We start from the raw sequence: 19331 nt of genomic DNA on the forward strand, positions 1-19331 counted from the left end.
GCTAAATCGGGCCAGGGACTTGCCCTATGTTGCAAGCGCGTCGACTGCACGGACTTCGTTCGCAAGCGAGCGGCGCAACTGGCGATGCACGCGCTGCCGGCGGCAGGTTGCGTTGCAGCACCCGACCTGGATCAAGCCGGCTTGTGCCGAACCCTATCAGGCAAAACCCGACATCGGCGCCGCGCTAACGCGAGTTCGTCGAAGCCTATTCGTTTTTGCCGCGCGCCCATCCCCACGCGCGGCGATTTTCCATAAGATTCGACTGTGGAGTCTCTCTTGAACATGGAGCGTAGTGCGTAATGGAATTCGATACGAAAGTCGCGATCGTCGTGCTGGACGATCTCGCCGTGTGGCAAAAACTCAATGTCACCGCCTTTCTCGCCACCGGCATCGCCGGCGCCGCGCCCGAGGCGCTCGGCCAGCCGTACGAGGACGCGGCCGGGCGCCGGCATGCGCGGCTGCTCGGCCAGCCGATGATGGTGTATCAGGCGGACAACGCGGGTTTGCTGCGCGCGTTTCGCCAGGGCATCGAGCGCGAACTGACGCGCGCCGTGTACGTGCGAGCGATGTTCTCCACCGGACACGACGAAGCGAACCGCGAGGCGTTTCGAGCCGAGCCCGCCGACGCGCCTGATCTCGTCGGACTCGCGGTGCGGGGGCCGAAGAAAGCGGTCGACAAGGCCGTCAAGGGTCTTACGCTGCATGCGTGAGCCATGCCTGAGCTGCAGGCTTCAGTCACCGCGCTACAGGTCCGGGCTCGGGCCGCGCTCCAGATACGTGGTCAGCGCGATATAGCTGCGCGTGCCGGTGAAGCCTTCTATCGCGTGAATGCGCGCGAGCAGTTGTTCGAGCGATTGAGTGTCACGCGTGCGCACTTTCAGCAGCATCGCGCTCTCGCCCGTCACCGTATGAATCTCCTCGACGTCCGATAACTCTTCTAGCGCGAGCAGTTGCCGCGTGACGGCCCAACTCGTCGTATCGACGTGCACGAACGCAAGCAGCGGCCGGTTCAGTTTGGCGGCGTCGAGTGCGGCGACGGTGCCCTTGATCACGCCTTCCCGCTTCAGACGCCGGGCGCGTTCGTGAACCGCGGGGGCAGACAAAAACAGCAGCTTGCCGAGTTCCGCGTACGTGCGCGTGGCGTCTTCGGCGAGCAGCGCGAGCAGCTTGCGGTCGGTATCGTCGAGTGCGGCGGCGGACGGTTGCAGGGCGGACGTCCTCGATGTTCTGGCGGTTCGGGTGGAGGGTCGGCGAGCGTTCGTGGTCATCGGGGTTTCAGGTTTTTGCAGCAGGGTCGTCCGCTTGCGGCGCGAGTCCTGCACGCAGCGCCTTGCGGATGACCTTGCCGGTGGCGGTCAACGGCAGGCTGTCGACGAAGCGGATTTCGCGTGGATATTCATGCGCGGCGAGGCGCGTCTTGACGTGCTGCTGAATCTCACGCACGAGCGCGGCGTCGCCGACGAAACCCGGCTTCAACACCACGAACGCCATCACGATTTCGGTACGATCGCGATCCGGTGCGCCGATCACGGCCGCCATCGACACCGCGGGATGACGCAGCAGCGAATCTTCGATCGACGCCGGGCCGATCCGATAACCGGCGCTCGTAATCACGTCGTCGTCACGGCCCACGAAACGGATGAAGCCGTCCGCGTCGCGCGTGCCGAGGTCGCCGGTCAGCAGAAACTTGCCGCGGAATTTCTCGCGCGTCGCCGCTTCGTTGCGCCAGTAGCCAAGAAACATCACCGGATCGGGCGCGGCCACCGCGATATCGCCGATTGCGCCCGGCGGCAATTCGTCGCCGTTCGCATCGACGATCGCGACGTGATGCCCCGGCACCGCCCGGCCGATCGCGCCGAAGCGCGGCTCGAACAGTGCCGCGCACGACGACACCACGACGTTGCATTCGGTCTGCCCATAAAACTCGTTGATCGTCACGCCAAGCGCCGCGCGGCCCCAGCCGATCAACTCCTCGCCGAGCGATTCGCCGCCGCTCGCCACCGAGCGCAACGCGAGATGCCAGCGCTCCGGATGGTCGACGCCGCGCATCATTTTCAGCGCGGTCGGCGGCAGGAAAGTATGCGAGACCGCGTGGCGCGCCATCAGATCGAACGCGGCCTCGCCGTCGAATTTTGCAAAGCGGCGCGCGAGCACCGCGACGCCGTGATGCCACGACGGCAGCAGCACGTCGAACAGCCCGCCGATCCATGCCCAGTCCGCCGGCGTCCACATCAGCGTGGCGTGCGCGGGAAAGCCCTGTTGCGACATCTCGACGCCGGGCAGATGCCCCAGCAACACGCGATGCCCATGCAACGCGCCCTTCGGTTTGCCGGTCGTACCCGACGTGTAGATGATGACCGCGGGATCGTCCGCGCCGGTGTCGACCGGCGTGAAGTCGGGGGACGCATGCTTCAGCGCCTGCCAGAACGAACGCACGGGCGCGGACGGGTCCGCGTGATCCTGCTCGATATCGACGCTGAAGACGTTGCGTAACTCGGGCAGCGCAGCGCGAATCTCGTCGACTTTCTGCACGCCCGCGTGATCGGTGATCAACGCCACCGCGCCGCTGTCGCCGAGACGATGTTCGATCGCGTCGACGCCGAAGAGCGCGAACAGCGGCACGGCCACCATGCCCGCCTTGTATGCGGCGAGGTGCGCGATGGCCGTCTCGATCGATTGCGACAGGAAGATGCCGATCCGGTCGCCGCGTTGCGCGCCGCTTGCCTGCAATGCGTTCGCGAAGCGGTCGGACAAGGTCTTCAATTCGTCGAACGTGTAGCGCGTGGCGCGGCCGTCGGCGTCTTCGACGATCAGCGCAAGACGGTCCGAGCCGTCGGCCCATTTATCGCAGACGTCGACGCCGATGTTGTAGCGCGGCGCAATACGCCACGCGAAATTCGCCGTCAGCGAGTCGTAGGTCTGGCCTTCGAGGTTCATCGTGTCTCCTTCGTGTCGCCGTCGGTTGGCGCTCGGCTGGCGTGGCGCCTATGCGTGCGGCTCGACCGGGTCCTGCAAACCCGTCGGCGGTTCATAGCGCGGAAAACCGTTGTATTCGATCGTACGTTCCGCTCGCGCCAATGGCCACGAATGCCGCGCGTTCGGCACGCCGCCGTCGACGCGAATCACCGTACCGTTGATGAACGCCGACGCTTCCGAGAGCAGAAACACAGCTGCGCTGGCGAGTTCGGATTCGGTGCCGAAGCGTTGTAGCGGCACCTTGTGTTTCAGCGTGCGCAGCAGCGCCTGGTAATCCTCATGGTAGCTGTCCATACCGCCCGATGCGATCCAGCCAGGCGCGACGGCATTGACCCGCACGCCCGCATGGCCCCACTCGCAGGCGGCAGTTTCCGTGAAATTCCATACACCCGCGCGCGCCGCGCCCGAGTGGCCCATGCCGGGCATGCCGCCCCAGATGTCGGCGAGCATGTTCACGATCGCGCCACCGTGATGCTGCATCCATTGGGTATAGCACTCGCGCGACATCAGAAAGGTGCCGTGCAGGTTGTTGCGCACGACCGCGTCCCATCCATTCAACGAAATCTTTTCCAGCGGCGCCGGAAACTGGCCGCCGGCGCAATTGAACAGACCGTCGATGCGCCCCGATTCCGCGATGACCGAGGCGATCGTTTCGCGGACCTGCGCTTCGTTACGGATGTCGCACGGATAGATTCCGTGACCGCCGGCGACGGCTGGATGGTCCGCCGCCAATTCGGCTTGCACCGCTTTCAGTTTGTCTTCGCTGCGGCCGATCAACGCCAGCCTCGCTCCCAACGACGCGAGTTCGTGCGCGGTGCAACGACCTAGTCCGCTGCCCGCGCCGGTGACGACGATCACCTGGCCGCCGAACAGGCCCTCCCGAAAGACGGAACGGTAGCCATTCAATGAAGATGGCGGCGATGAGGTGCGCTGCGAAGCTGTCGGCATGCGAGCTGTCTCCTTCATGTGCTGCTTTGGAATTTTTTGAGTTTAGCTCAAGTTATTAAGACGTGCAGTTCACCGCATTTGTTTTTTAGAACTTTTTCGCAGCCACTTTTCCGATTAAACACATTGAGCTAGACTCAACTAAACTTCCGCTCCACCCGTGATGACATCATTGCCTCGATGAACACGTCCGCCGTTTCCCGTCGCGTGCCAGTGCAGGCGCGCTCCGAGCAGCGCCTCAAGGCGATTCTCGAGGCAGCCCGGCTCGTGTTCTCCGAAGTCGGCTATGCGGGCGCCACCATGACGGAAATCGCGCGGCGCGTGGGGGTATCCGAGGCGACGATCTTCACTTACTTCGCGAGCAAGCGCGATCTGTGCGTTCGCGTACTCGGCAACTGGTACGACGAGATCATCGCGCAGGTGGAAAATGAACTGCCCTTGATTGCCGGTACGCGCAGCAAGTTCGCGTACCTCGTGCGCACACACCTCTACCGCCTGACCGTCGACGGAACCGGACTGTGCGCGTTGATTCTTTCTGAAGGGCGCGAGAAAGACGACAAGTTCGGCGACGTGATCGTCGAATTGCAGCGCCGCTATACCGCGCCGATGATGAGCGTGCTCGCCGAAGGCGTGGCGAATGGCGACGTCCGCGCCGACATGCCGCTCGGGCTCCTGCGCTCCGCCATCTACGGTCCGATGGAGCACGTGCTTTGGGATGCCGTACGCAAAGAAAAAGCCGTCAATATCGAAACGACCGCTGCTTCTCTTGCCGAACTGCTGTGGCAGGGACTCGTGCCGCCGGATGCACGGCGCGGCGCGCTGCAGCAACTGCGCAGCGATATCGTCGGAGCGGTGAAGCGATTCGAAGCGGCGGTGTCTAAGTAGCGCTGCGGCGCGTCCGTGCATCGTTCATCACATCGGGTGAATGAGGCGCCGTGGGCATGCCCGCTTCGCGCAATGCCGCGCAGGCACGCCAACCTCGACGTTTCGCGCCAACTCGTGTGCGATTACGGCCTTTTGTGCGTGGCGGCCACCGGGTTGGCCTAATATCCGTGGATGTAGCTGTGCCAGGCTCCATACGCTCGCTCGAAACGTATGACGCCTGGCCCCTCACACCGCGCGGTCTTCCCGGATACCTTATGAGCAGAGCACGGTTTGCATCGTTTTGGCACGGTCCCGAACTATCGCCGTATGAAGTAGCGTGTCTGAACTCGTTCACGGCCTATGGCGCCGAGGTCGCGCTATACAGTTACGAGGACATCGCCAATCTGCCCGTCGGCGTAATCGCCAAAGATGCCGGCACGATTCTGCCGCCCGACGCGCTGAATGATTTTCCCATTCACGGCGTGCCCTCGATGGCGCATTTCACGGACTACTTCCGCTTCGTGATGTTCACGAAGACCGACGAAATCTGGATCGACACCGACATGGCGCTGCTGCGCGATTTCGATCTCGACATACCGGGCAATCTGATCGGCAGGGAGACGTCCACCAGCATCTGCACGGCGCTGCTGCGCCTCGATCCCAACGACGCCCGTCTGCACGACCTGATCACACGGGTCGAAGCAATGAAGAGGACCAACCTCAGCTGGGGCGACACGGGGCCGCGTCTGTTGACCGCCGTCTATGGCGTGAAGGCCGGTTTGCCGGAAAGCCTTTTCTACCCCGTGCATTTCGACGACTACTACAAGGTGTTTCTGCCCCAGTACCTCGAAGAATGCTCGACGCTGTGCACCGACGCTTACACGCTGCACCTCTGGAACAATCGTGTCGTCAAGATGGGGCTGTTCAAGCGGATTGGACCACCCGTCGGCTCGTTCCTGCATCAGGTGTTCGCCAGAACCGGCGCGAACAGCTTGTTCCGCGAGTTCTATCCGGCCAACGTGATGCAAACGATGATCGACAACACGGTGCAGAAAGTCGGACGCGACGAAGGCGTACGCAAGCTTCTGCAGATCGGCGTCCCGTTGGTGAAGACGGCGATCGGGCGCAGACTCGGGGTGTGAGCGCTAGCGCGTGCGCGCAGCGCTTTTCTGCTTGTCTGGCAGGCCGGCGTGACGCGTGTCAGCGCAGGCCAAAGGCACACCCCGGTCCAGTGCGCGGCCTGGCGCACGCTGCGCAAGAATTCCCCACCCCCGAATTCCCACCACGGCACCCCGACAACACGCGGGTGATCACGCCACCACGCCACGCCCCGTGCCACGCGCCTGCTGCAAGACGAACTCGATAAAAGTCGCGGCTGCGCGCGTGTGATGCCGGTTCGGCATGTAAAGCATGTACATGTGCGTGCCGAAGATGCTCAGGCGCCACTCGTCGAGCGCGGTCACTACGTCGCCGCGTTTCAGATCGTCCTGCACGACGTAGTCGGGCACGAGTCCCACGCCCAAACCGGCGAGCACCGCCTGACGCAGAAACAGAAAGTTCTCGGAGATGATCGCCGGCTCCAGCAGCACCTCGTGCCGCTCGTCGCGCAGATAAGCGGCGACGCGCAATTGTCTGCCGACCACGGCCGCCGTGATAAGCGGCGCGGTGCGCAGATCGTCCAGTTTCGCGGGCATGCCGTGCGCTTGCGCGAACGCCGGCGAGGCGCACGCGACGTAGCTCACCGGCCCCATGTCGCGCGCGACCAGATTTTGCGGCGGCTCCGACATGACCCGCACGGCGATATCGACTTCGTCGCGCATCAGGTCCTCGACGCGGTTCTCGAACATCACGTCCAGCACGATGCCGGGATAAAGCCGCTTGAACGCGATCAGCCAGTCGGACATCACGAGCTGGCCGTAGCCGCTCGGCACGCTGAGCCGCACACGCCCCTGCAGGCTCTGCCCGAGCGTCGCGACCGACTCGCGCGCGGCGAGCAGCGCGTTCTGGATCGTGCGGCCATGTTCGTATAGCTGCAACCCGATTTCGGTCGGCTCGACCCGGCGCGTGGTGCGTCTGACCAGTTGCAGCCCGATCGAGCGCTCCAGTTGATTCAGGTGATAACTCACGTTCGCGCGGCTCATTTTCAGCCGGCGCGCGGCTTCGCTCAGGTTGCCGGCGTCGAGAATGTCCACCAGCAAGGTCAGGGAGTTGACGTCCATCACGGCGCCTTTGTCAAAATAATTTTGACAGTCTGTCAATCGTCCATGCGATTGTCAATGAACCTTGACCACTCCACAATCGGGACAATTCGCCAGACCCGGCATGCCCCCAAATGCCCCCAATGCCCCGATAACAGTCAGGAGACGACACCATGACCCTCAACCCTTCGGCCGACGCCAACCTCGTCATGCGCGAATTGCGCGGCAAGGTGCTGCTCGTGACCATCGACCATGCACCGGTCAACGCGCTGTCCGCCGACGTGCGGCGCGGCCTGCTCACCGCAATCGAAGCGGCGGATGCCGACAAGTCCATTGAAGCCGTGCTGATAGTCGGCGCGGGGCGTAATTTCATCGCCGGTGCGGATATTCGCGAGTTCGGCAAGCCGCCGGTGCCGCCGTCGCTGCCCGACGTGTGCAACCGAATCGAAGCGTGCACGAAGCCGGTCGTCGCCGCGATTCATGGCGCGGCGCTCGGCGGCGGCCTCGAAGTGGCGCTCGCCGCGCACTACCGGATCGCGGTGGACGGCGCGAAGCTCGGCCTGCCCGAAGTGCAGCTCGGTCTGCTGCCGGGCGCGGGCGGAACGCAACGCACACCGCGCCTGATCGGCGCGGCCGCCGCGCTCGATCTGATCCTCAGCGGCCGGCATGCGGGCGCGAAGGAAGCGCTCGCAATGGGTCTCGTCGACCGGGTCGGCAGCAGCGGCGACATCCTCGCCGAAGGGCTCGCGTACACGCACGAACTGCTGGCCGCGCACGCGCCGGTACGCCGCACGCGCGACGCCAGGGCACTCGCCGATCGCGCCGCGAGCCTCGCAGCCGTCGCGACGGCGCGCGCGGACACCGCGAAGAAGTCGCGCGGCCTGTTCTCACCGCTGAAAATCGTCGAGGCAGTCGAGGCGGCAATCGACCAGCCCTTCGACGACGGCCTGCGACTCGAACGCAAACTGTTCCTGCAATGTATCGACAGCCCGCAGCGCGCCGGCCTGATTCACGCGTTCTTTGCCGAGCGCGAAGTGCTGAAGGCGCCCGAGACGCGCGACGCGAAACCGCGCGCGCTCGATGCGATCGGCGTGGTGGGCGGCGGCACGATGGGCGCGGGCATCGCGGTCGCGGTGCTTGACGCGGGTCTGCCGGTGACGATGATCGAACGTGACGATGCGTCGCTCGCGCGCGGTCGCGCACACATCGAAAAAGTCTACGACGGCCTGATCGCCAAGGGCCGTCTGAGCGCGGAGCAGAAGGCGCAGATCATGACGCGCTGGAGCGGCAGCACGTCATACGATGCGCTCGCCGGCGCCGACCTCGTGATCGAAGCCGTGTTCGAAGACCTCGCGGTGAAACAGGCCGTGTTCGCCGAACTCGATCGCGTGTGCAAAGCGGGCGCGGTGCTCGCGACCAACACGTCCTATCTCGATATCGACGCGCTCGCGGCCAGCATCTCGCGTCCCGCCGACGTCATCGGCCTGCACTTCTTCTCGCCTGCCAACATCATGAAGCTGCTGGAGGTGGTGGTGCCGAAGCAGGTCAGCGCCGACGTGGTCGCCACCGCGTTCGAGCTTGCGAAGAAGCTGCGCAAGACGCCGGTGCGCGCGGGCGTGTGCGACGGCTTCATCGGCAACCGCGTGCTCGCCGTATACCGCAGCGCCGCCGACGCGATGATGGAAGACGGCGCGTCGCCGTATCAGATCGACGCCGCGGTGCGTGCGTTCGGCTTTCCGATGGGCCCGTTCCAGGTGGTCGACCTCGCGGGCGGCGACATCGGCTGGGCCACGCGCAAGCGGCGCGCGGCCACCCGCAACCCCGCCGCGCGCTACGTGCAGATCGCCGACCGCCTGTGCGAGCGGGGCTGGTTCGGTCAAAAGACTGGCCGTGGCTTTTATCTGTACCCCGAAGGATCGCGCAGCGGCACGCCCGATCCGGAAGTCGAAGCGATCATCGACGCTGAGCGCGTGCGCGCCGGCATCACGCCGCGCACCTTCACCGACGAGGAGATCGTGCGCCGCTACATGGCCGCGATGATCAACGAAGGCGCCAACGTCGTGCACGAAGGCATCGCGCTGCGGCCTTTGGATATCGACGTGACCTTCCTGTACGGCTACGGTTTTCCACGCTATCGCGGCGGTCCGATGAAATACGCGGACATGGTCGGTCTGCCGAAGATTCTTGCCGACATCCGCGAGTTCGCTAAAGAAGACCCGCTGTTCTGGCGAGCGTCGCCGCTTCTGATCGACCTCGTGGAACGCGGCGCCGATTTCGCGAGCCTGAATCAGTCGGCTTGAGCCGGCCTGTCATTCGACGCAGGCGGGCCGGTGCCATACTCGCCGCACCGGCTCGCTCAATCTCTACGGAACAACCCGCCATGGACCTGAACTTCACCCCTGAAGAAGAAGCCTTCCGCGCCGACGTGCAGGCCTTCCTGCGCGACCGCCTTCCGCAACGCCTCGCCGACAAGGTGCACGGCGGGCGCCGCCTCACGCGCGACGACATGGCCGAATGGCACGCGATTCTGAATGCGCAAGGCTGGCTCGCCAATCACTGGCCGAAGGCACACGGCGGCCCCGGCTGGAACGCGGTGCAGAAGTTCATCTTCGAAAACGAATGCGCGCTGGCCGGCGCGCCGCGCGTGGTGCCATTCGGCGTCAACATGCTCGGACCGGTGCTGATCAGATACGGCAGCGAAGCGCAGAAGCAATACTGGCTGCCGCGTATTCTCGATGGCTCCGACTGGTGGTGCCAGGGCTACTCGGAGCCGGGCGCGGGCTCGGATCTCGCGTCGGTGAAGACCACGGCGGTACGCGGCTCGGATGCGCAAGGTGAGCACTACATCGTCAACGGCCAGAAGACGTGGACCACGCTCGGCCATTACGCGAACATGATCTTCTGCCTCGTGCGCACCGCGACCGATGTGCGCAAACAGGAAGGCATCAGTTTCCTGCTGATCGACATGAACACGCCGGGCGTCGAAGTGCGTCCGATCATCACGCTCGACGGCGAGCACGAAGTCAACGAAGTGTTTTTCACCGACGTGCGCGTGCCGGCTGCGAACCTCGTCGGCGAAGAGAACAAGGGCTGGACCTATGCGAAATATCTGCTCACCTATGAGCGCACGAATATCGCGGGCGTCGGCTTCTCGGTGGCCGCGTTCAACCGGCTGCGCAAGATCGCCGCGAAGCAGCTGCGCAACGGCAAGCCTCTCGCGCAAGATCCCGCGTTCGCGGCGCGCATGGCGCGCGTCGAGATCGATCTGGAGAACATGAAGACCACCAACCTGCGCGTCATCGCGGCAGTGGCGGGCGGCGGCGTGCCCGGCGCGGAAAGTTCGATGCTGAAGATTCGCGGCACCGAGATCCGTCAGGAAATCTCGTCGCTCACGCGTCGTGCGATGGGCGCGTACGCGCAGCCGTTCGTCGAGGAAGCGCTGCACGATGGGTTCGACGGCGTGCCGGTCGGCCCCGACGAAGCCGCGAGTGCTGCTTCGCTTTACTTCAACAATCGCAAGCTGTCGATCTTCGGCGGTTCGAATGAAATCCAGAAGAACATCATTTCCAAAATGATCCTGGGACTGTAAGAGGCACACGTCATGAACTTCCAGCACACCGAAGACCGCCGCATGCTGGCGGATACGTTGAACCGTTTCGTCAGCGAACAATATGGCTTCGAGACGCGCGACCGGATCGCGTGCTCGGCGCAAGGTTTCAGTACGGAACTGTGGGGCCGTTTTGCGGAACTCGGCATGATCGGCGCGCTGTTCGATGAAGTGAACGGCGGTTACGGCGGCGGCGGCTTCGACATCGCCGTCGTGTTCGAGAGCCTCGGCCGGGGCCTCGTGGTCGAGCCGTTTCTCGATACGCTGATCGTCGGCCGGGCCGTCGCGAAAAGCGGCAACGATGCGCAGCAAGCCATGCTCGGCGAGTTGATCGACGGCTCGCGGATCGTCGCGCTGGCGCACGGCGAACCGGATTCTCACTACGAGCTGGCCCGCGTGACGACGCGCGCGCAGCGCGGCGGCGATGGCCACGGCGCGTGGCAAGTGAATGGTGCGAAAGCGGTGGTGCAGCACGGCGAACACGCTTCTGTGTTTCTCGTATCGGCACGCACGAGCGGCGCCGACGATGCGGAAGATGGCATTTCGCTCTTTCTGGTGCCTCGCGACGCGGCGGGCGTCAGCGTGCGCGGCTATCGCAAGATCGATGGCGGGCGCGCAGCCGAAGTCACGTTCGACAACGTCACGCTCGGCGACGATGCGGTGCTCGGCGTGGCAGGTGAAGGCTTCGAGATACTCGAATACGCGATTGGTTGCGGCGTACTCGCGTTGTGCTCGGAAGCAGTCGGCGCGATGGATGTCGCGAAGGACCACACGCTCGACTATCTGCGCACGCGCAAGCAGTTCGGCGTGCCGATCGGCAGCTTCCAGGCGTTGCAGCATCGGATGGCCGATTTGCTGCTCGAAATCGAACAGGCGCGCTCGGCGGTGATCAATGCGGCCGCCGCACTTGACGGCGAGCGCCGGGGGCGCGAGCGTGCGCTATCGGCGGCGAAGTACAGCATCGGCAGGATCGGCGCGCTAGTTGCCGAGGAATGCATTCAGCTGCATGGCGGGATCGGTATGACGTGGGAACTGCCGCTCGCTCATTATGCGAAGCGCCTCGTGATGATCGATCATCAGCTGGGGGATGAGGATCATCATCTTGAGAGGTTTGTGGCGCTGGGGGCGGAGTGAGGGTTGTGGCCGTGTGAGAGATGCGTCAGGGGGCGCGCACGGTATGCGCGACTTTTTTTGCTAACGACGACGCATCCAAAAAAGGCCTCACAAGCAATGCTTGTGAGGCCTTGATTTCTTTGGCCGGGGCGAGAGGATCAGATATCTGCCCGCATGTTGACGCTGGCATGCCCCCTCATCCCAGCATAACGGTCGTCCGACAGCGGCAATCGCGGACGGCTGCTGTGACATCGACGAACGCGTACTTGCGACCCGCTTCTGCCGTTCGACCCGGCGGCTACCTCGAAGGCAGCTTTCAGGGAGTGCCGCCGTCATTCACGCGTTCGAATCGCACTCCAGGTTGACGTGAGAAGAGCTCTTGCTGTTCAAGCCCGTTCCAGACTGAATTCCGTTAGTGCATTTGCCAGAATGTTCACGGCCTGCTCTGTCACGGCGTTGTAAAGAGACGCCCGCAAACCGCCAATTGAACGGTGCCCTTCCAGTCCAATGATGCCCCGCTCACGAGCCACCTCGATAAACGCATCGTCGAGCCGCGAATCGCCGAACGTGAAAGCCACGTTCATCTGCGAACGCCAGCGCCTGTCCGCGTGAATCGTCACGCCCCCCTCCAGGGCGTCCAGCGTGTCATATAGCCGTCGCGCCTTTCTTTCATTAATGCTTTGCATCGCGTGCAGACCGCCAACATCGAAGCGCAGCCAGCGCGTAATCAACGTCAGCACATAGATCGCAAACACGGGCGGCGTGTTGTAGTTGGAACCATGCGATACATGAGTGCGAAAATCGAGGATTGCCGGCAAACCATCGGGGACGCGTTCAAGAAGCGAACGCTTGATTACCGCTACCGTCACCCCGGCCGGCCCCAGATTCTTCTGGGCATGGGCATAGATCATCGAATAGGCGTCCGGCCGGATGGGCTTCGACAGAAAATCGGACGACATGTCCGCAATCAGCGGTACCTGCGTCGCCGCTTCGCAAACCGGGAATTGCAAGCCTTCCACGGTCTCGTTCGACACATAGTGCAGATAAGCGGCGGAGCTGGAGATATCCAGTTGATCGAGATTGGGCAATTGGCGGTAGCCCGTCGCGCGGCCGTCCCATGCAACTTTTGTCCTGGTGACCTTTGCAGCCTCCGATGTCGCCCGCCCGCTCCAGTAGCCGGACGTCACATATTCGGGCGGCGCGAATCCTTCCCCGGCAAAGTTCATCGGGACCATCGCGAACTGCAGACTACTTCCTCCCTGCTGGAAAGTAATGGCGTAGTCGTCGGAGATGCCAAGCAGAACGCGCAAATTCAATTCGGCTTCGTTCAGTATCGAGCGGAACCACTCTGAACGATGGCTCATGCCGAGTACGGAAATGCCAGTTTCCGGCAACGCGTCGATCGCGACGCGCGTCTGCTCCAGGACCGTTTCGGGGAGCGCTCCGGGACCACCGGAAAAATTCAAAGCATTGGACTTCACTATGCCTCCATGGCCAGAAGTTAGATTTGATCCGAGTTCGACGCCGCGCGGCGCAGCATGTCATGAAAGGCGTCAGCGACCCGCCGAATTTGAGGGGCCTTGTAAGGAAAGATGTCCGGGTCGTCCATGTCATGCACGACCATACCCGTCGCTATCTCGAATATGAGCAGTCGGCCATCGTTCGTTTCGGCGCAATCGAATCCTACGTAGTCGAGACCGGTCAATTTGGCGATGTTGTGAAATGCCTCGCGGTGACGTAACGCAAACTCGGCGTCAAAGCTCGCCATCAGGCGCGCTTCTTCGTCTCGCCGATCGGGATGGGCCAACATTTCCGCGTAAGGGTAGTGAACCATCCATTCTCTCGATATGCCCATATGGCACACGAATGGCTTCCCCTCGATTATCACGATCCGGTATTTCCGAAACAGGCCGTCGGCGCTACTGTAGTCGACGAAGGGCGCCATGTAATATTCCGTGGCATCCGACTCTGCCATGTAACGGCCGAGCTCCTGTTCGTCAGACACCTTTGCAAGTCCTTGTCCGGCGTGCGATCCTATCGGGCGGATGATGAATGGATAGTTTCCGTCCAGCACATCGGATAGCTTGAACGCACCCGCAGCCGCTTCATTGACCTGCTCGCGGGACAGGCGCACCGTGTGGGCCATACAGATACCGGGGGCAGCGCCCAGCAGAGCATAGGCGGAGTCGCGCATTGTCTTCGCAACATGCTCGGACCGGTTTAGTATGCGGCAGGCCGCCCCGCTGGTCAGCGACGTAATTTGGGCGAGAACGCCGGCGGTTTCATCTGACGCACACGCCGCCACGAAGATAACGTCGTGCTCGGGTAACTCGGCGTCCACCAGGGGCCGCGCATCGGCATACAGGACTTCTAACTGAAGGTCGGCGTTTTCAAGCAGACATTCAAGAGGCGTGTTCGCCATCAGATCGCCCGGCGCCTTGAGTACGAGCACCTTCAAGGGAGACTGTGTCGTCTGGGCGCTTTTTAGCCGATAACGCCTGGTGATTTGAAACGCTTGCTGTTGGACCGCGAGAGCAGCCGCCTTCTGGTATTTCAGTTGGAGCACGAGCGACAAGTCTAGTAGAGCGTATGGGTCGTCATGGCGCTTTACGTGCTCAAGCAGCAATTCGCCCAGCGGCGTCAGATCGTTTCCAGCGGTCGCTGCGCGGAGCAACGTAGCCAGTCCGAGTGGCTGATGCATCCATGGATGGCCGGCATCACCCGTTGCTTGAGTTCGAACAGTATTCATGGATCGCGCATTTCAGTGGAGTGAAAACCCCCGGCCGCAAAAGAATCCGTTTGCCGGTGTTGATTTAGATGAAGTCCGTCCAGGTCATTGACGGTGACCGTGAGTCGAGACGCGGGCACCCGCCGGCGTTTCGCCGATGTAACCGACCTCTTCGTCGAACCATCTTTGTGGCATCCGCTCGCCCGTCGTTGCTTCACGCTCCGGGGGAACGGCGGCGGCACTCGACTTGTTGACCACGAGGCACAACCTGGCCGAGCCGGCGCGTCGGTTTTCAAATGACATGCATCTCTTCCTTCGATATGAACAGCAGGTGTTTGTAATCCGCAACGTGTCTGGCAAGCTGCTTTGATTCCATTGTGCAACTCATGATACGAGCCAGAAGCTGAGCCGAAACGAGGGAACAGAGGGGCGATTGGGCCTCTATTCAGAGGCTTTTGAGCAAGCTCATCGAAGGCCATAACATAGGCCATTGAAAGCAGGATTCCAGTAAGAGACGTCGAAATCGGCAGCCTGAGCTTCAGCAATCCGGCGCTGAGCGACTAACCAGCTTCGCTTATCGGCGTTCGCGTATTTGCGTTCCTGCGCAGCATCTGTGAGCCCATCGTCCTGTTGACGCGGGGCCATGGCTTTTTTGTCAGGTCGGCCAGCGCTTCGACGCCCGCGGTGTTTTCTTTGCCTGGTTGAATTCGAGCAGCAGCATGTCGCGAAACCCTTTTGCCGCCGTAGACAACGGTCGAGCGGTCGACGTAATCAGATACGCGCGATAGTCGATGCGCGGCTTGAACGCGGCGATGTGATAGCCGAGATGCGCGAACTCGAGCGCCGACTCGCGGATCACGAGCCCGACGCCCAGACCATGCGCCACCATATGGCAGACCGTCGATGCCCACGGGGTCTCCGCACGAATGCGTCGCTCGACGCCGCTCGAATCGAACACCGCATCGATCGAAGTGCGCGCCTTCACCTTGGCTGCCATCGAAATGAAGTCTTCGCCGGACAGATCGGTCGGCTGCAACACAGGTCGTCCAGTCAGGCGGTGCCCTTTGGGCAGAATGCAGACGATCTCCGAACTGGTGATTTCCTCGCTGCGCAAACCCTCGCGATCCGATGCGCGCAGCGCGATGCCGAGATCGATGGTCTGCCGCGACACGGCTTCGATCACGCTATCGGTCGACATCGGCTCCAGCGACGTCAGCAGTTCCTCACGCCCCGCGACATAGCGTGTGATGCGCTCAGTGATCCAGCCCTCGGCGAATGCGGGGAATACGCCGACGCGCAAATAGCCGCGCCGCGTGGTGCCGATTTCTCTCGCCACTTCGTTCAGATAATCGAGGCCGCGATATACCTGCGTGACTTCGGCGAAGAAAATTTCCGCTTCTGGCGTCGGCACCAGCTTGCCTCGGCGCCGCTCGAAAGCGACGAAACCGGCCTCCTGCTCGAAGCGCTCGATCATCCGGCTCACGGCCGGTTGCGATACGTTAAGGCGCTGTCCGGCGGCGGTGATCGAGCCGTGCGTCATCACCGCGACGAACACTTCCATCTGCTTGGCATTGAGCCTGGCCACGAGCCTGTCTCCCCGATTATTGGCGCAACGCGGTGGTGTTGAAAGCCACCGTGCAGCAATCCTAGGGCATTACATAGAGTACGATCAAACGAACAAAATTGTACTGGATGTAATAGTTTTGCCTGCCTATAGTCGCTTCATCGACGCATTGCGCGCCTTTCAAAACGACTGCTTCACGAGGACAGGCCAGTGGACATTGAAGCTCGAGAAGACATGCAGGACCCCGCAGCGTTTTTCACGGAGACGCCGCTCGCCCGCAGGCAAAATGGCGCAGTGTGCAAGGCCGGCGTGCAGCAGCCTGCGGGCTTGCGCATTCACGCGCGCCCGAAGAGATCCGACTGGTTCTGGTACGCCATGCTGCTTGTCGTCGTCATACTGTTCGTCGAACTGGTCGTCGACAACCCGCGCTGGCAATGGGACATCGTCGCCCATTACCTGTTCAACAAGCGCGTGATGAAGGGACTAGGGAATACGCTGATCCTGACCGCGTTGTCGAGCGCGCTTGGCCTGTGTTTTGGGGTCGTGATCGCCGCCTGCCGGATGGCGGACAACGCAGTGCTGCGCGCCGCCGGTTACGTGTACATCTGGATCATCCGCGCGACGCCGCCGCTTGCGATGCTGCTGTTCCTGTTCTTCCTGTCGGCGCTAATCCCGCGGCTCTATCTGCCGCTGCCGTTCCTTCACGCGAATCTGTTCGACATCGACACCAACCAGATCATCTCGCGCTTCAGCGCGGCCGTGATCGGTCTTGCGATGTACCTCGGCGGCTATAGCGCGGAAATTTTTCGCGGCGGCGTCTCGGCCGTCGATCGCGGCCAGCGCGAAGCCTGCAAGGCGATCGGCATGAGCGATTTCCGCACGATGTGGCATGTAGTCATGCCGCAAGCGGTGCGCATCATCATTCCGCCGCTCGCCAACGAGCTGATCACGATGTTCAAGAACACGTCGCTCGTCACGGTCATCGGATATGTCGAACTCCTGACAACCGTGCAACTGATCTACGCGACCAACTTCGAAACGATTCCGCTGCTGACCGTCGCCTGCATCTGGTATCTGGCGCTGACGAGTCTCGCAATGGCGGCGCAGAGTCTGCTGGAACGTCACTTCAGGAAAGGGGTGCGGACGTGAACGGGATCCTCAAGGACACATCGGCAATGAACGACACGACACGCTTCCTGGACATGCGCGCCGTCACGAAGCAGTTTGGCGACTTCACCGCGCTGGATGCCGTGGACTTCTCGCTGTCCAAAGGCGAAGTCGTCGCGATGATCGGGCCGTCCGGTTCGGGCAAGAGCACACTGCTACGCTGCATCAATATGCTCGAGTTGATCGACGCAGGCAGCATCACCTTCAAAGGCGAAGTGCTCGGCACGGAAATGCGCGGTACGCGCTGCGTACGCCTGCCGAAGAAAGCGCTCGACCAGCAACGCCGTTACTTCGGCATGGTCTTTCAGGGTTTCCATCTATTCCCGCACTATTCGGCACTCGACAACGTGCTGGCCGGCCCGTGCATCGTCGGGCGCAAGCGCAAGCGCGACGTGATGGAGCGCGGCAAGTATCTGCTCTCGCGCGTTGGACTCGCGGACCGAATGCACCACTACCCGGCCGAACTGTCCGGCGGACAGAAGCAGCGCGTCGCGATTGCACGCGCACTCGCGATGGAACCCGAGGTGATGCTGTTCGACGAGCCGACCAGTGCGCTCGATCCGGAACTCGTCAACGAAGTGCTCAACGTGATCAAGGAACTGGCGCTCGCGGGCACCACGATGATCGTCGTCACGCACGAGATGGAATTCGCGCGCAAGGTGGCGAGCCGCGTGGTGTTGATGGACGCCGGCCGCATCGTCGATGAGGGAACACCGGCTTACATCTTCGACGGTGGTGGAACCGAACGCTGCAAACGCTTTCTTTCGAGCCTGCGCACCTAGCGCATGACGGTTAATCGGTGTTTTGGAAACTTCGATCGGGATTGTAAAAATGACTGCTACAGACGGAAAGATCAGAATTGGCCTGTCGATGCGCTATCTGGGTTATCACATGGCCGCATGGCGGCATCCGGATGTGCCGACTGCAGGCGCCATCGATTTCAATTATTTCCTTCGTACTGCAAAGAAAGCCGAAGAGGCAAAACTCGACATGATTTTTTTTGCCGACGGAATCGGCATCCGTGCAAACGATACGCCTAAAGGATCGCTCGCCCGCGACGCAAAGAATGCCGAACTCGAACCACTGACCTTGCTGGCGGCGATCGGCGCGTGCACGTCGCATATCGGCCTCGTCGCGACGGCTTCGACGACGTACAACGAGCCTTTCCATATCGCACGTAAGTATGCGTCGATCGACCATATCAGCGGCGGTCGCGCGGGCTGGAACGTCGTCACGTCGTGGTCGCAGCAGGAAGCGTGGAATTTCAGCCGCGACGAGCATCTCGGCTATGAAGAGCGTTATGAGCGCGCGGACGAGTTCGTCGAAGTGGTCAGGAAGCTGTGGGATAGCTGGGAAGACGACGCGTTTATCCGTGACAAGGCGAGCGGTGTCTTCTATGACGAGGCCAAGCTGCACGTGCCGGATCACAAGGGCAAGCACTTCAAGGTGCGCGGCCCGCTGAACTCCGCCCGCACGCCGCAAGGCCGTCCAATCATCGTGCAAGCCGGTGCCGCCGAAGCCGGACGCGGGCTTGCCGCACGCTATGCCGATGTCGTTTATAGCAATGCAAGCGGCATGGAAGGCGCTAAGGCCTATTACGACGATCTCAAAGGCCGCCTTGCGAAATACGGCCGCAGGCCGGATCAACTTTTGATCATGCCCGGCGTCACACTGTATGTCGGCAAGACGCGCGGCGAAGCGCAGGACAAGTTTGATCAACTGCAAAACCTGATCGATCCGCTTAGCGGACTGGCCATTCTGTACGGCGTGCTCGGCGATCTGTCCGAATACGATCTCGACGGCCCGGTGCCCGATGTCGGCAATCAGCGTGTGCGCAGTATCGCGGAGAATCTGCTGGCGCTGGCGCACAGGGAAAACCTGACGATCCGCCAGATGTACAAGCGCGTGGCCTCGGGCAATAACTGGCAAATCGTCGGTACCGCGGAAGACATCGTCGACGAAATGGAAAAGTGGTTCCGGGCCGGCGCCGCCGATGGCTTCAATATCTGCCCGGCGACGCTGCCCCAAGGTATCGACGACCTGACGCAATACATCCTTCCCGAGTTGCGCAAGCGCGGACTGTTCCGCACCGAGTACGAGGCGAGCACGCTGAGGGGCAATCTCGGACTGCAGCCCCTGCACTTTGGCGACTAGATTTCAGCGACTAAA

17 protein-coding genes are annotated in these 19331 nt (G+C 62.3%); 9 read left to right on the plus strand and 8 right to left on the minus strand.

Annotation, left to right across the window (positions count from 1 at the left end):
• Window positions 1-299: 299 nt before the first annotated feature.
• The gene (locus tag ACZ9H4_RS30800) at window positions 300-710 is read left to right on the plus strand and encodes a DUF2000 family protein (RefSeq protein WP_476122396.1); all 411 of its coding nucleotides are present in this window, start codon (window positions 300-302) and stop codon (window positions 708-710) included.
• A 33-nt stretch (window positions 711-743) separates the two neighbouring features.
• Here the strand turns inward: ACZ9H4_RS30800 and ACZ9H4_RS30805 are convergent, their stop codons facing one another.
• Genes ACZ9H4_RS30805 through ACZ9H4_RS30815 form a run of 3 tightly spaced genes read right to left on the minus strand, consistent with a single transcriptional unit; the run spans window position 744 to window position 3924 of the window.
• Window positions 744-1268, minus strand: coding sequence for an Lrp/AsnC family transcriptional regulator (locus ACZ9H4_RS30805; protein ID WP_408157550.1), 525 nt, complete (start codon window positions 1266-1268; stop codon window positions 744-746).
• 7 nt (window positions 1269-1275) lie between these two features.
• The gene (locus ACZ9H4_RS30810) at window positions 1276-2937 is read right to left on the minus strand and encodes an acyl-CoA synthetase (protein WP_476122397.1); all 1662 of its coding nucleotides are present in this window, start codon (window positions 2935-2937) and stop codon (window positions 1276-1278) included.
• A 48-nt stretch (window positions 2938-2985) separates the two neighbouring features.
• Complete coding sequence (locus ACZ9H4_RS30815; protein WP_476122398.1) at window positions 2986-3924, minus strand: SDR family oxidoreductase; 939 nt, start codon at window positions 3922-3924, stop codon at window positions 2986-2988.
• A gap of 177 nt (window positions 3925-4101) precedes the next feature.
• Between ACZ9H4_RS30815 and ACZ9H4_RS30820 the strand changes: the two genes are divergently transcribed.
• Together ACZ9H4_RS30820 and ACZ9H4_RS30825 are read left to right on the plus strand one after the other, a co-directional pair.
• A complete protein-coding gene (locus ACZ9H4_RS30820; RefSeq protein ID WP_476122399.1) occupies window positions 4102-4806 on the plus strand; it encodes a TetR/AcrR family transcriptional regulator in 705 nt (234 codons plus the stop codon).
• Between the two features lie 254 nt (window positions 4807-5060).
• A complete protein-coding gene (locus ACZ9H4_RS30825) occupies window positions 5061-5927 on the plus strand; it encodes a hypothetical protein (protein WP_476122400.1) in 867 nt (288 codons plus the stop codon).
• Between the two features lie 168 nt (window positions 5928-6095).
• On the opposite strand, the gene ACZ9H4_RS30830 is transcribed toward ACZ9H4_RS30825, so the two are convergent.
• On the minus strand, window positions 6096-7004 hold the full coding sequence (locus tag ACZ9H4_RS30830) for a LysR family transcriptional regulator (RefSeq protein WP_408326341.1): 909 nt from the start codon (window positions 7002-7004) through the stop codon (window positions 6096-6098).
• Between the two features lie 152 nt (window positions 7005-7156).
• Here ACZ9H4_RS30830 and ACZ9H4_RS30835 point away from each other — a divergent pair, with 152 nt between their 5' ends.
• The 3 genes from ACZ9H4_RS30835 to ACZ9H4_RS30845 all read left to right on the plus strand — a co-directional run bounded on the left by ACZ9H4_RS30835 (window position 7157) and on the right by ACZ9H4_RS30845 (window position 11724).
• Window positions 7157-9283 carry a 3-hydroxyacyl-CoA dehydrogenase NAD-binding domain-containing protein gene (locus ACZ9H4_RS30835; RefSeq protein WP_476122401.1) on the plus strand — a complete coding sequence of 709 codons (2127 nt, stop codon included), beginning with the start codon at window positions 7157-7159 and terminating at the stop codon, window positions 9281-9283.
• Between the two features lie 80 nt (window positions 9284-9363).
• A complete protein-coding gene (locus tag ACZ9H4_RS30840) occupies window positions 9364-10572 on the plus strand; it encodes an acyl-CoA dehydrogenase family protein (protein ID WP_408157538.1) in 1209 nt (402 codons plus the stop codon).
• A 12-nt stretch (window positions 10573-10584) separates the two neighbouring features.
• Complete coding sequence (locus ACZ9H4_RS30845; RefSeq protein WP_476122402.1) at window positions 10585-11724, plus strand: acyl-CoA dehydrogenase family protein; 1140 nt, start codon at window positions 10585-10587, stop codon at window positions 11722-11724.
• Between the two features lie 365 nt (window positions 11725-12089).
• Here the strand turns inward: ACZ9H4_RS30845 and serC are convergent, their stop codons facing one another.
• From serC to ACZ9H4_RS30865, 4 genes are all read right to left on the minus strand, one after another.
• On the minus strand, window positions 12090-13184 hold the full coding sequence (serC, locus tag ACZ9H4_RS30850; RefSeq protein WP_408145090.1) for a 3-phosphoserine/phosphohydroxythreonine transaminase: 1095 nt from the start codon (window positions 13182-13184) through the stop codon (window positions 12090-12092).
• A gap of 20 nt (window positions 13185-13204) precedes the next feature.
• The gene (locus ACZ9H4_RS30855) at window positions 13205-14452 is read right to left on the minus strand and encodes an ATP-grasp domain-containing protein (RefSeq protein ID WP_476122403.1); all 1248 of its coding nucleotides are present in this window, start codon (window positions 14450-14452) and stop codon (window positions 13205-13207) included.
• Between the two features lie 84 nt (window positions 14453-14536).
• On the minus strand, window positions 14537-14734 hold the full coding sequence (locus tag ACZ9H4_RS30860) for a hypothetical protein (protein ID WP_408145086.1): 198 nt from the start codon (window positions 14732-14734) through the stop codon (window positions 14537-14539).
• Between the two features lie 352 nt (window positions 14735-15086).
• The gene (locus ACZ9H4_RS30865; RefSeq protein WP_408157532.1) at window positions 15087-16016 is read right to left on the minus strand and encodes a LysR substrate-binding domain-containing protein; all 930 of its coding nucleotides are present in this window, start codon (window positions 16014-16016) and stop codon (window positions 15087-15089) included.
• 213 nt (window positions 16017-16229) lie between these two features.
• On the opposite strand from ACZ9H4_RS30865, the gene ACZ9H4_RS30870 reads away from it, so the two are divergent.
• From ACZ9H4_RS30870 to ACZ9H4_RS30880, 3 genes are read left to right on the plus strand one after another with little or no spacing between them, the layout of a single operon-like run.
• Window positions 16230-17144 carry an amino acid ABC transporter permease gene (locus ACZ9H4_RS30870; protein WP_408145082.1) on the plus strand — a complete coding sequence of 305 codons (915 nt, stop codon included), beginning with the start codon at window positions 16230-16232 and terminating at the stop codon, window positions 17142-17144.
• Window positions 17145-17170: 26 nt separating this feature from the next.
• Window positions 17171-17944, plus strand: a complete 774-nt coding sequence (locus ACZ9H4_RS30875) for an amino acid ABC transporter ATP-binding protein (protein WP_408145080.1) — start codon at window positions 17171-17173, stop codon at window positions 17942-17944.
• 49 nt (window positions 17945-17993) lie between these two features.
• Complete coding sequence (locus ACZ9H4_RS30880) at window positions 17994-19316, plus strand: LLM class flavin-dependent oxidoreductase (RefSeq protein WP_476122404.1); 1323 nt, start codon at window positions 17994-17996, stop codon at window positions 19314-19316.
• Window positions 19317-19331 lie beyond the last annotated feature (15 nt).

This window comes from Paraburkholderia sp. TE9906 (assembly GCF_056279605.1).